Source organism: Vibrio sp. OY15, from assembly GCF_000742455.1.
GTDB classification, from domain to species: Bacteria; Pseudomonadota; Gammaproteobacteria; order Enterobacterales; family Vibrionaceae; genus Vibrio; species Vibrio alginolyticus.
The window spans coordinates 91,762-103,477 of the sequence record NZ_JPIL01000012.1; the positions used below are offsets into that span (position 1 = coordinate 91,762).

General features: G+C 47.4%; 11 protein-coding genes. 4 read left to right on the top strand and 7 right to left on the bottom strand.

What is annotated here, in order from left to right; all coding sequences use genetic code 11:
- Positions 1–187 precede the first annotated feature (187 nt).
- The 5 genes from IJ23_RS14525 to IJ23_RS14545 all read right to left on the bottom strand — a co-directional run bounded on the left by IJ23_RS14525 (position 188) and on the right by IJ23_RS14545 (position 5,206).
- Entirely contained in the window at positions 188–1,468 is a 1,281-nt protein-coding gene (locus IJ23_RS14525; RefSeq protein WP_033906641.1) for a TRAP transporter large permease, read from the bottom strand.
- Complete coding sequence (locus IJ23_RS14530; RefSeq protein WP_025768663.1) at positions 1,465–2,028, bottom strand: TRAP transporter small permease; 564 nt, start codon at positions 2,026–2,028, stop codon at positions 1,465–1,467. Before IJ23_RS14530 ends, IJ23_RS14525 begins: the two co-directional genes overlap by 4 nt.
- 58 nt (positions 2,029–2,086) lie before the next feature.
- Entirely contained in the window at positions 2,087–3,082 is a 996-nt protein-coding gene (locus IJ23_RS14535) for a TRAP transporter substrate-binding protein (RefSeq protein ID WP_033906642.1), read from the bottom strand.
- A 267-nt stretch (positions 3,083–3,349) separates the two neighbouring features.
- On the bottom strand, positions 3,350–4,306 hold the full coding sequence (locus IJ23_RS14540) for a LacI family DNA-binding transcriptional regulator (protein ID WP_025768661.1): 957 nt from the start codon (positions 4,304–4,306) through the stop codon (positions 3,350–3,352).
- A gap of 150 nt (positions 4,307–4,456) precedes the next feature.
- Positions 4,457–5,206, bottom strand: coding sequence for an HpcH/HpaI aldolase family protein (locus tag IJ23_RS14545; RefSeq protein WP_033906643.1), 750 nt, complete (start codon positions 5,204–5,206; stop codon positions 4,457–4,459).
- A gap of 289 nt (positions 5,207–5,495) precedes the next feature.
- Between IJ23_RS14545 and hisD the strand changes: the two genes are divergently transcribed.
- The 4 genes from hisD (at position 5,496) to IJ23_RS14565 (ending at position 9,315) form a co-directional block, all read left to right on the top strand.
- Positions 5,496–6,788: a histidinol dehydrogenase gene (hisD, locus tag IJ23_RS14550; RefSeq protein WP_005374756.1), complete on the top strand. Its 1,293-nt coding sequence runs from the start codon at positions 5,496–5,498 to the stop codon at positions 6,786–6,788.
- A 1-nt stretch (position 6,789) separates the two neighbouring features.
- Positions 6,790–7,524: an SDR family NAD(P)-dependent oxidoreductase gene (locus tag IJ23_RS14555; RefSeq protein WP_033906644.1), complete on the top strand. Its 735-nt coding sequence runs from the start codon at positions 6,790–6,792 to the stop codon at positions 7,522–7,524.
- Positions 7,525–7,589: 65 nt separating this feature from the next.
- Entirely contained in the window at positions 7,590–8,594 is a 1,005-nt protein-coding gene (locus tag IJ23_RS14560; RefSeq protein WP_033906645.1) for a cupin, read from the top strand.
- Position 8,595: 1 nt separating this feature from the next.
- Positions 8,596–9,315 (top strand): alpha/beta fold hydrolase, encoded by a 720-nt coding sequence (locus tag IJ23_RS14565; RefSeq protein ID WP_033906646.1) that lies wholly within the window; start codon positions 8,596–8,598, stop codon positions 9,313–9,315.
- Positions 9,316–9,379: 64 nt separating this feature from the next.
- Here the strand turns inward: IJ23_RS14565 and IJ23_RS14570 are convergent, their stop codons facing one another.
- Complete coding sequence (locus IJ23_RS14570; RefSeq protein WP_033906647.1) at positions 9,380–10,465, bottom strand: porin; 1,086 nt, start codon at positions 10,463–10,465, stop codon at positions 9,380–9,382.
- A 177-nt stretch (positions 10,466–10,642) separates the two neighbouring features.
- A complete protein-coding gene (locus tag IJ23_RS14575; protein WP_005374772.1) occupies positions 10,643–11,659 on the bottom strand; it encodes a nuclear transport factor 2 family protein in 1,017 nt (338 codons plus the stop codon).
- Positions 11,660–11,716: the final 57 nt, after the last annotated feature.

Here is an 11,716-nt window from a genome sequence, read left to right on the forward strand (position 1 = left end):
CAAATAGACTTTATCGCTAATATTCAGCTATTTTGGTGTCAATTATCCTTATATCTTTCAAATTTTCCTTTTGCATACGAATGCTTAAAGGCTTTTTTATTAAATCGGAAGTAGATAACGAATAAGCCACTAGAAAGGTGTTTATCTAGTGGCTATAACAGTCATAAGCGCTCTATGAGTGCAACGATCAGGATAAAAGCGCAGGTAACGATAGCGAGATGGCAGGGATGAAGGTAATCAACATCAAGGCCACTATCATTGCACCAATCCAACCCATGATGGCTTTAGAGAGCGACTCTATCGGTACTTTGCCTACCTGACTTGCCATAAACAGGTTGGCACCCAGAGGAGGCGTAACAAAGCCAATGGCTAAGTTCACGATCATCACGATACCAAAATGAACTGGGTCCATGCCGAGTGCTGACGTAATGGGTAACAGAATTGGTGTGAGAATAACAATCGCTGCCAGCGTTTCCATAAAGGTACCGACGAGCAACAACAGGACATTGATGCAAAGCAGTATCAGAAGTTTGTTTTCGGTAATCGATAGAATGAACTGAGCGATCTCAGTCGGCAGACGCTCTAGCGTCAATATGCGGCCAAACGTCACGGACGCACCCACAATGACGAGCACTGCGCCAACTAACAGTGACGACTCTAGAATGATTTTCACAACTTGCGCTGGTTTGAGCTCTTTATAAACAAACATGCCAAAGAATAAGCCATAGAGCACGCCAATCGCTGCGGATTCGGTAGGCGTGAAGATACCGGAATAGATACCGCCGAGAATGATTACGGGTAGTAGCATTGCCCAACTGGCTTCTTTTAGTGCATCAAGACGCTCTGACCAAGTGGCTTTGCGTTCGTTACCTGTGTAGCCCCGCATTTTTGAGACAATTAGACAATAGCCGATCAATACCATACCGACGACCAAGCCAGGAATGATGCCTGCCATGAACATTTTAGTTACCGAGACTTCAGCTGTGATCGCGTAGACGATCATCACCACAGAGGGTGGAATAATGACCCCAATTCCGCCGGAAGAGGCTATCAAGGCACCGGCAAAGCTGCGGTCGTAGCCTTTCTTCACCATAGATGGAATCATCGTCAGGCCGATAGCGGCAACAGTGGCAGACCCCGTACCAGAGATGGAAGCGAAGAACATGCACGCCACAATGGCGACGATGCCAAGCCCACCAGTAAAGTGGCCAAAGAAGACCTCCGCCACGTGTAATAATCGTTTTGAGATCCCTCCTTGGCTCATAAGGTTACCTGCCAAGGTAAATAGAACGACGGCGAGGAGAGGGAAAGAGTCGAGCCCTGTTACCATTCCTTGGACTAAAAACTCGATGTTAAGAAACGGCAGACTGAGTATCGCGACCATACTGGCTGCCGCCAGAGCAATACCGACCGGAACGCCAATGAGCAGAAGCAGACCAAAGCTGCCAAACAAAAGTGCAGACGTCATGCGTTAAACTCCAATAGTCGGTTAGAAGTACGATACTTTGCTTTGATATGGCGATAGCGTTGGCGAGAAAAGCGAACTCGTTCATTGCTGGTGGAGCACGCGTTCACACGTTGATAAATGCTTGTCACTAGGCGCGCGCAGCTTAATAGTGCGCAAACTAAAACAGAGGCATACAAACACGCAATAGGAATTTCCATTGCGGGTGCAATCTGACCGAGTTGCAGGCTGCGGTTTATAACCTTAAATCCAAACCAGGCGACAGTTGCACTAAAGGCAAGGTAGATAAGATCAGAGACAATCAAACTGAATTGCGTCCAATTGCCCGGAAGTTTATCGATGAACACACGAATGCGGATGTGTCGATCATCTCGGATACAGTAGCTGATGCTCAGGTACATCGCCCATACGAATAAATAACGAGCCAGCTCTTCAGCCCACGCGATCGTTGCATCGAACAGGCGTAGGGCGATTTGCAAGCACAGTAAAGTTGTCATCGTTGAGATCGCGATAACGATAAGGGTTGGTTCTAGGTATTTGTCTAGTAAGCGAAACCACTTCATGTTCACCTCCAAAACGAGAAAGCACGACCTGTTGCCAGATCGTGCAAAAGAGTGGGAGTTATAGGCGTTCTATCTCGGCCATCACGTTGTCAAACAAGTCTTTACCCGTTTTACTGCGCAAGTCCTGGTACACGGCCGCATTCATTTTCTCTTTCATGATGCTGCGTACCTCGTCTGGGACGATGTTAACCGTCATGCCTTTCGCTTCGAGATCTTTGATCACTTCTTGATTTTGCTTAGCGGCGAGCTCGCGCTGCTTAGCGATGGTTTCTTTGCTTACTTCACTGATCAGCGCCTGTTGCTCTGCAGGCAGTGAATCCCAAAACGATTTGTTCATGAACAACACGTAGTTGGTGTATATATGGTTAGTTAAAGAGAGGTACTTTTGTGCCTCGTAAAAACGTTCGGCATAAATAGAGTAGATAGCACTTTCTTGAGCGTTAATCAGGCCTTGTTGTAACGAGGTGAAAGTTTCTCCCCAAGACAGAGGTGTTGGCGCAGTACCAATAGATTTCCACGCGCTTATTTGAGTGGGGTTAGATGCCGAGCGAATCTTTAGCCCTTTCAGGTCCTCAATACTATCAATTGGCTGTTTGTTGTTGGTCACGCTACGAAAGCCGACCTCCATAAAGCCAAGTCCATGAAAGCCTTTTGATTCCATAGCATTCAACAATGGTTGTCCGATCTTCTCACTGTCGAGCGCTTTGTGTGCTTGCTCTTCGCTATCAAAAAGGTAGAACACGTCGAGCACGTTAAACTCTGGGACGTAGGGAGAGAGTAAAACTGACGCACCAAACGTCATTTGTAAGTTGCCTTGCTGTACGAGTTCAGTCGTCTCACGCACATCGCCTAGTTGTCTTGCCGGATAGATTTCAACTTCTATCTCACCGTTTGAGCGAGCTTCCACTTCTTGTTCGAAATAGAGCATTGCTTTGTGTACGGGAGAGGTTTCTTGACTGTCATGAGCAAGACGAATAACACTGGTTGCAAACGTATTCATACTGCTAAATGCAAGCCCCAGTGCGGTAAGTGAAGTAAGGATTGCTTTCTTCATCGTTCTTCCTTGTTTCTGGTATGACCTGCCATGGGCATTCGTCGGCAAGTCACACAACTTTTTATGTTTTTATAAATTAGTTGAGCAATTCATATCCATTTTGCATACGAATCCAAAATAAAACATTAAAGTAACAAGTCAATAACAAGATTGATGAATTGATGAGGAATTAAATAACGATTGGTGAAAATTTAATCGTGATCACAGAAAATGCCTTACTCGAAAGCAAGGCATTTTGTTTATGAAGAATGAATAAAAATGGATTTATTAAATGGTGCTACTACGTTCGATCAAGGTGCCTTGCTCGAAAAGGTATTCGCCAGTTGCATCCAGGTTGCCGTTGATTCGATTCATCAAATCTTCAACCGCTCGTTTAACAATTTTGTCGACTGGTTGAGCAATGGTGGTCAAATCATAGCTCGGCCATGCAGACATCGGAATGTTATCTACACCCATCACAGAGAAGTCTTGGGGGATCTTTGCTCCGGCTTGTCGCAAGCCATCCATCACACCCATGGCGAGGATGTCGTTTGCACAAAAAATTGCATCGGGTTTGCTAGTGTGCGACAAGATCGCTTTCGCCGCTTCTAAGCCTGCTTCAAAGCTGTACTTGGCTTGGATAAAGGTTGGTGACGGGGAGCCGAGTTCTTGCAATTTTGAAGAGAAACCCAGCCAACGCTCTTCACTGGTCATGGAGCCAGCATCGCCACTGATATAAGCACACTGTTTTGCGCCTTTCTGCGTTAAATACTCGGCTGCTTGTTGGCCCGCCAATCGGTTATCAATACCAGAGCTATTGGCATTAATACCCTCGGCGTAGCGGTTAATCAAGCTTAAATGAACGCCAAACTTTTCGCATTGGGCAAACGCGCGTGAGGTTAAACGGCTGGTGGCGATAACGAGTCCGTCCACTTGGTATTCAATGGCGCGTGAAATGGCGAGATCGAGGTCGTCCTTGTCGATAGGGCAAAGCACAACTTGTCCGCCTCGCTTTTGAATTTCGACGGCCAAAGCACGAGATTGCATGTCGTACATTGGGTTTGATTCGCTATCTAACGCAATCGCCACTAAGCCTGAACGATTCGAAATCAGACCTCGGGCGATGGCATTCGGTGTGTATCCGAGCTTAGCTGCGGCATCCATCACCATTTTGCGTTTCTTCTCGCTAATACTCGCAGTCGGGCTGAATGCTCTAGATACCGTCGATTGAGAGACGCCGAGCATCTTCGCGACGTCGATCGAAGTTACTTTCGCTTTAATGGTGATACTCCTTATTTAAGGCCATTGAACCTGCTCATACGTGCTGAGTGTATGGGCTAGGGGATTTCTGTGTCTAGAGCATTACATTGATAAGGCGTAAATATCAGAGAAAACTCAAGAATTCATCACATTTCTCTCTTGCTTGAAGCCATCAATGATCATTTTGTGTTCAGAGCCAACACAAAAGAAGCTAACGCCGAGTTCACGCCATTCCCGAGCTTGTTGAGCCGTCGCGACAAACATGCCAACAGGTTTATTGGCGGCTCTGGCCGCTTCGATTACTCGCATACTTGCTTGTGCGACTTTCTCATCATGAGCGCTATCAGCACCATAAGCGACAGTGAGATCAACTTGGCCAATGAAGAGCGCATCAATTCCTTCAACATTGGCAATCGCTTCAACATTTTCAACCCCTTGAGGGTCTTCAATTTGTGCAATGACAATCGTATTCGCACGGCTGTCTTTTAAGTGTTCAACCATGGGCTTAGTGGCGTATTGCGCTGCTCGACTGGAACCAGCATACCCTCGGCCACCTTCGCCGTAATGGCAGATTTTCGCCAGTTGCGTCGCTTGCTCAGCAGTACAAACATGGGGAATTTGTACACCCGCCGCGCCACAGTCAAGCGCGTTCAAAATGGTTGAAGGGGCGCTGTCTTGTACTCGTACCACGCACGCGAGGTCATTCGCTCTGGCCGCCATGATGCACAGATCAAGCGAGGAACGATCGAAAGGTGCGTGCTCTGCATCCAGTACCACAAAAGGCAACTCTGCCAGTGCCAATACCTCGATAATGTGAGGATGAGGGGTTTTAACAAATGTACCTAATAGCGTTTCTTTAGTCAGACGTTGCTTAAAATTGCTCATGATTATCTCCTTTGCAAAGGTATGCAAAAGCTAACACGGCGAAATGTAAATGATGAGTAAAAATGATGTGATCTAAAACTCATTTTTGATTAAAAATTAAACTCAATCAAGGTCCTTATTACTTGCTTTTATTTGTTTAAACTAATAAATACAAAGGCTTAAGGATTGTTTTTGTGGTTTGTTTACTTAACTTGTCAAATGTTAATTAAGTGTTTAATCTGATTTTGCATTCGTATCCAAAAGCATAAAAATAACCGTTCGTCAGCCTCAATGTTCAAGGAGAAACCCAATGGCACGCATTTTAAAAAACGGAATCACTGAAGAAGCATCAGCATCAAATGACGCAAAAGTGCGTCAGATTGTTGAAAACATTCTTGCTGATATTGAATCGAAAGGTGATAGCGCTGTACGTGAGTTGTCTGAAAAGTTTGATAACTGGTCGCCGGAGCAATTCCGCCTGTCAGAAGAGCAAATCCAAGCCTGTGTGGATGCGCTTGATGAATCGACTCGTCATGATATCGAGTTCGCTCAGCAACAAGTTCGAAACTTTGCTCAAATTCAACGTGACTCAATGAAAGACGTCGAAGTAGAAACCATGCCTGGTGTGGTACTGGGGCATAAAAATATTCCAGTCAACAGCGTGGGTTGTTACATCCCTGGTGGAAAATACCCATTGGTTGCATCCGCTCACATGAGTGTACTGACGGCGAAAGTCGCGGGCGTAAAACGTGTTATTGCTTGTGCGCCTCCGTTTAACGGCCAGCCGAACGTCGCGATTGTCGCTGCGATGGCAATGGCGGGTGCGGATGAAATCTACTGCTTCGGTGGTGTTCAGGCGGTAGGTGCAATGGCTCTTGGTACAGAGACTATTGCGCCAGTCGATATGATTGTAGGGCCGGGTAACGCATTTGTGGCAGAGGCAAAACGTCAGTTGTTTGGTCGCGTTGGTATCGATTTGTTTGCAGGGCCAACGGAAACCTTGGTCATTGCTGATGAGAAAGGCTGTGACCCGGAATTGGCAGCGGCAGACTTGCTTGGTCAGGCTGAGCATGGTTACAACTCTCCCGCTGTATTGTTGACCAATAGCGAAACATTTGCGCAAGAAACCATTAAAGAGATCGAACGTCAGTTAACCATTCTCCCAACGGCTGAAGTCGCGGGTAAAGCGTGGGCAGATTACGGACAAGTGATTGTGTGTGATAGCTACGAAGAAATGGTGGAAGTGGCAGACGATATCGCTTCTGAACACGTTCAAGTGATGACGGAAGATCCTAAATACTTCCTAGATAACATGACCAACTACGGTGCCTTGTTCCTAGGTCGTGAAACCAACGTTTCTTACGGCGATAAATGTATTGGTACCAACCATACACTGCCAACGAAGAAAGCGGCGCGATACACCGGTGGTCTTTGGGTAGGTAAATTTATCAAAACCTGTACTTACCAGCGTGTAACGGAAGCTGCGTCCCTCAAAGTCGGTGAGTATTGCTCTCGCTTGTGTGCACTCGAAGGTTTTGCTGGCCACAAAGAGCAAGCGGATATTCGTGTGCGCCGTTACAAAGGCAAAGTAGAAGAGGCGTAATATGTCGAAACTTGCCTTAGTCACAGGCGGCAGTGGCGGACTGGGTGCCGCCATTTGTCGCAAGCTAGCTGAATCGGGATATCGCGTAATTCTGACTTACAACAGTAATCATAAAGCGGCCGAGGATGTGCTTTCCTCGCTGCCACGTAACGAGCATCTAGCATTCAAATTGAACGTGGCAGATTCTAGTGCGATTGAACAGCTTAAACATCAAGTCAGTGAAATAAGCGACAAGCTGGATTTGTTGGTCAACTGTGCGGGGATGACGAAATTCGTCGCGCACTCTGATTTGCAAAGCTTAGATGATCAACTGTTTGACCAAATTTTCCAAGTGAACGTCCGTGCGCCTTTTGCCATGGTTCGAGCGTTTGAGCCTTGGCTTAAGCAAGCCAATGGTTGTGTGGTGAACATTACTTCTATCGCGGCACAGACTGCGATGGGGAGCAACATTGCTTACTGTGCAAGTAAATCTGCCGCGGAGAACATGACCCGTTCTTTAGCTCGCGCTCTGTCTCCCGAGGTTCGCGTTTTGGCTGTTGCTCCAGGGCTTGTCGACACTGAGTTTGTCAAAGGCTTGGATGACGCATGGCGTAATCAACAAGAACAATCCACACCGCTTAAGCGTTTAGCCAATGATGAAGAAGTCGCTCAAGCCGTGTACGCCGCAGCAGAAGTTTTGACCTTCTCGACAGGCAATACCATCGCGGTTGATGGTGGGCGACCTTTAGGTCTGTAACACACTTTCGGTCTGTAACTAACAATTCAAAGGCTAGGTCCAAACAAGGACAACAAGGATTTACAATGACTCTACAATCTAAAATGAATAATAATCTGGTCCGCTACATGGAACTGATTCCGGGTACGAGTGCGTTTATTGATGCGCGCACGCCAGGCAGTGATCTCAAAGATAACTTTTGTATTATCGGTGCAGGGGTGGCAGAGAGCAGTCGTCAGCATGTTCATATTCGCGATACGGCGGGCTTTAATATTGGTGCCGCAGGCCAACCGCCGGGCATCAAAAATTCGTTACATTCTCATCGCACCGCTGAGCTTTTCTTGGTGTTCAAAGGTCAGTTCCGTTTTTATTGGGGGAACGATGGAGAGCACGAGGCGGTGTTGTCTCACGGTGACGTCATCTCGATTCCAACCAATCTCTTCCGTGGATTTGAAGTGGTTGGCCGCGATTACGGCTTTATGTTCTCGGTACTTGGCGGCGACGATTCAGGTGGCGGCGTTATTTGGCATCCAAACGTTATTAAAGACAGTCAAGGTTATGGTTTATACCTCAAAGCCGATGGCACACTCGTGGACACCATTAATGGCGACCCGGTGCCACAAGAATCAGAATTGATACCGCTGCTTACCGAAGAAGAGCTCGCGACCTTCGATACCTACACCGCAGAAGAGATGATGCCATTTGTCGCTCTGCAAAAAGATTATCGTGAAATCAAAGGCGATTTCGGCGGAAGCAACGTGAAACAATACGCCTTAACGGGTCATCCTTTGGCGAGTTATGACTTCCAAGTAAAGAGTGAAGATGAAGTGAGCATCATGGCTTATGAGCTTTCTGAAGGTGGCTCGATTCCTCAACACTGCCGAGAAGAAAAACAAGTGCTTATCAACTTTGATGGCGATACTGAAGTGGTCCTCACGCATCAAGGCGAACAAGCGAGTGTTGTTTTAACGCGCGGTGATGTGCTGAATGTTCCAGAAGGTGCGTCATACTCACTGACGAACTTGCGTGGTAATAGTTTGACGTATTGCATTCTTGGCTCTGATCAACCAAAGCCGCTGGCAGGAGAATAAAATGACGCAACCCACCTCGTTAGTTTGGCTACCCGGACTACTTTGTGATGGCACATTGTTTGAGGACATTAACCGAGCGTTGCCAAGTAGGGTTGAGCCTTCATGCCCGACGCTGGCTTCATTGCCGTCAATGGAACAGCTGGCGCAGAGAGTGTTGCAAGACGCACCGCAGGAGTTTGTCTTGGGTGGCCTATCAATGGGTGGGATTCTTGCCTTTGAGGTGTACCGTCAAGCGCCAAACAGAGTCAAAGGCTTGATCCTCATGGATACCAATGCAGCAGATGAAAAGCCAGAGGTGACACAAAAGCGTGATGCACTGGTTAGCCGTGCGTTAAGTGGTGAGTTTGAACGCATTACGCCTGACACTCTGATGCCTGTGCTGATTCATCCCAGCCGTTTGCAAGACAAAGTGTTGACAGAGCGTATTGAAGGCATGGCGGTCAATGTAGGTTTGGAGGCATTTGAAGCGCATGCTAAAGCGTTAGCAACTCGCCCGGATGCTCGACCTTTATTGGCGGACATTCAAGTTCCTACGTTGGTGATAACAGGTAAAGAAGATAAGCTTTGTCCGCTAGACAATCATCTGCTCATGGAGAGATGCATCCCAAACGTCACGCTTCATGTTATCCCAGAGTGTGGGCATCTATCTACGCTTGAGCAGCCTTTAATTGTTAGTGAAGTGATGACTACTTGGCTTCAAGATAACTTTGCTTTGTGTTGATAAGAACTTCATCACTCACCACCTTAAGGTTACTTGGGTATAGGTGGTGAGCGGATGAGTATTATCAGAAGTAGTAGCGAATACCTGCCGCGAATTGATTATCACGATTTTCGAATTTGCTGCCATCGTACTGATCTTTACCTAGGTCGAACTGGTATTCAGTCCAAACTAGGAATTTGTTCTTCTGGAAGTGGTATTCAACACCAGGAATCAGCAAGTTACGCTCGTAACTTTGCGTCTCGTCACCACGATCTTCCAAGTAGTTGTAGTTCAACGTTGGGCGTAGGCCGTTGTCGAAGTGGTAGTAAGTGTAGATTTCGCCACCTAGGGTATCGAACATTACGTCCGTACCGCCTTGGCTCACTGCTTCCCAGTTTTCGCCAACGTGGAAAGTCGCACCCGCGTAGAAGCCGCCGTTGCTGTAGTTTGCACCCAATAGCATGATGCGCATGTTGTCGCCGTTTTCTACGCCAACCACACTTACGTCTAGATCCGCAACTTCATTTTGATGGTAAGCCGCACCCAGTGTTAAGCCATCAACGGGTTTGTAAGTGATCGAAGCACCCATGCCGTTTTTCAGTGAGGCTGTCGCATTGCTTGCTAGAGCAACATCTTCACGCGTGGTTTGGTAAGTAAAGCCGTAGCTCACTTTTTCATTGATTGAATTACGGTACGTAATTGAGTTTTCTGCACGTCCCGCACCGGATGCGATACCCCAGTCAGCTAGGTTGTAAACACCTGAGCCACGAGTACCGAATACACGACCTAAATCGGTGTACCATGCTACGTCGTAGAAGGTAGACCACAGCTTAGTACCCGCAGCAATCTTGCCGTATTTTTCGTGATCAACACCTGCGTATAGCAAGCGGTCGTAAATGTTGTCGCCGTTCGCGCCAGAGTTGTAGCCCCATTCCGCGTGACCGAAACCAGTCCAGCCGTTATCCAGACCCATTTGGCCTTTCAAACCGAAACGTGAGCTGCCGCTGTTCCATTCGCCGTTGTCATCACCGCCACGGTCTTGGTAGCGAAGATCGAAACGGCCATCGATGGTTAGGCTGTCGCCAGCGTCATTAACAAAAGTGTGTGCAGCAAAGGCTGAGCTAGAAGTAAGCGCTGCTAAAATCACTGCAGAAAGGGTCGACTTTTTCATCATCAATCTCATTATTCAGGGCGCAGAAAGCCACCGTGCGTTCATGCCCGTTTTGAATAAGGGTTCTATCTTGAGGTTGTGCCCCATCCTTGAGGCACGAGTTGGGAGCATGTCACCTGAACCGAGAGGGGATTCAGGCAACATAAAGGCGGGTTGACAACCCGCCCCTAGGACTTCTTATAGAGAAGGGTTTAGGATCTGTTGAGTACGCTCGAACACGTCTAGACCTTGCTGTTTTAGCCAGTAAGGAAGGTCGATCAGTACCCAGTTCTCAGATAGCTTGTCGCCGTCACGGTAGTAAACATCAACCACTTGCATGTCTGCACGTACTTCACCACCTGTCATACCTAGGAAACCACCGATAGGCGTGTTAGATAGGTTTGGCCAGCCGAAGAAACAAGAGAAGTTACCTTCTGCGAAACGACATACGTGGCCGTTAAACTTCTTGTCTTTCAGGTTGTTACGGAACGGCAATTGGTGCTGCTGTTGGTAACGAGGGATTGTGTAAGACGCACCGATACCACATGGACCGTACCAGATCATGTCTTTAGACCAGCTCTTCTCAAGAACTTCTGGTGGGCAACCCATAGCGCCACTGTCGTTTAGTGCAGATAGGTCATCAACCATCTTGTTCACTAGTGCTAGTGTTGCTACGCCTTCTTCTGGTGCTGCGTCTTCGAACAGTAGACCGTCGTGGTTACGAGGGCCAGGGTATACGAAGTGCTTACCTGTTGATGGTGGTAGTGGGTAACAACCCGCTTGGTCCATCGCGCCTAGAAGGTCTAGGAATAGGCCAGTCTTAGTGATCTTGCCGTTTTCAACACAGTTAAATTCTGCGTAACGGATGTTCATGATTTTGCCAGTTGGGCGCATGCCTAGGTATTCAGCGTCGAATAGACCCATGAAGTGACCCATGCTCATTACCCAGATTTCACCTGATGTTACTTCGTTCTCACCACCGATGAAGATGTCTTGACGACGCTGCATGCGAGTCATTGATTTCATCAAAGGAGCCCAGAAAACGTCAGCCGCTGCTTGAGCGCCTTGTTGCTCACGGAATGGGTAAACACCACGCCATAGGTAATCTTCTGAAGTGTGTGCTTTTAGTACTTCTGCCACGTTCTCGTGAGTTGCGTTTTCCATTGCGCTGAAGTATTCACGTACAACGCGTTTCGCTTCTTGATATTTAGACATAATAAACTCTCTTATTTGCTGTCGAGTCGGCTTTGGGAACAGGACTCGAAATTAAGT

Bases quoted from the DNA above. Each gene is read 5' to 3' on its own strand.
- IJ23_RS14525 (WP_033906641.1), bottom strand. From the start codon at position 1,468: ATGACGTCTGCACTTTTGTTTGGCAGCTTTGGTCTGCTTCTGCTCATT.
- IJ23_RS14530 (WP_025768663.1), bottom strand. From the start codon at position 2,028: ATGAAGTGGTTTCGCTTACTAGACAAATACCTAGAACCAACCCTTATC.
- IJ23_RS14535 (WP_033906642.1), bottom strand. From the start codon at position 3,082: ATGAAGAAAGCAATCCTTACTTCACTTACCGCACTGGGGCTTGCATTT.
- IJ23_RS14540 (WP_025768661.1), bottom strand. From the start codon at position 4,306: ATGCTCGGCGTCTCTCAATCGACGGTATCTAGAGCATTCAGCCCGACT.
- IJ23_RS14545 (WP_033906643.1), bottom strand. From the start codon at position 5,206: ATGAGCAATTTTAAGCAACGTCTGACTAAAGAAACGCTATTAGGTACA.
- hisD (WP_005374756.1), top strand. From the start codon at position 5,496: ATGGCACGCATTTTAAAAAACGGAATCACTGAAGAAGCATCAGCATCA.
- IJ23_RS14555 (WP_033906644.1), top strand. From the start codon at position 6,790: ATGTCGAAACTTGCCTTAGTCACAGGCGGCAGTGGCGGACTGGGTGCC.
- IJ23_RS14560 (WP_033906645.1), top strand. From the start codon at position 7,590: ATGACTCTACAATCTAAAATGAATAATAATCTGGTCCGCTACATGGAA.
- IJ23_RS14565 (WP_033906646.1), top strand. From the start codon at position 8,596: ATGACGCAACCCACCTCGTTAGTTTGGCTACCCGGACTACTTTGTGAT.
- IJ23_RS14570 (WP_033906647.1), bottom strand. From the start codon at position 10,465: ATGAAAAAGTCGACCCTTTCTGCAGTGATTTTAGCAGCGCTTACTTCT.
- IJ23_RS14575 (WP_005374772.1), bottom strand. From the start codon at position 11,659: ATGTCTAAATATCAAGAAGCGAAACGCGTTGTACGTGAATACTTCAGC.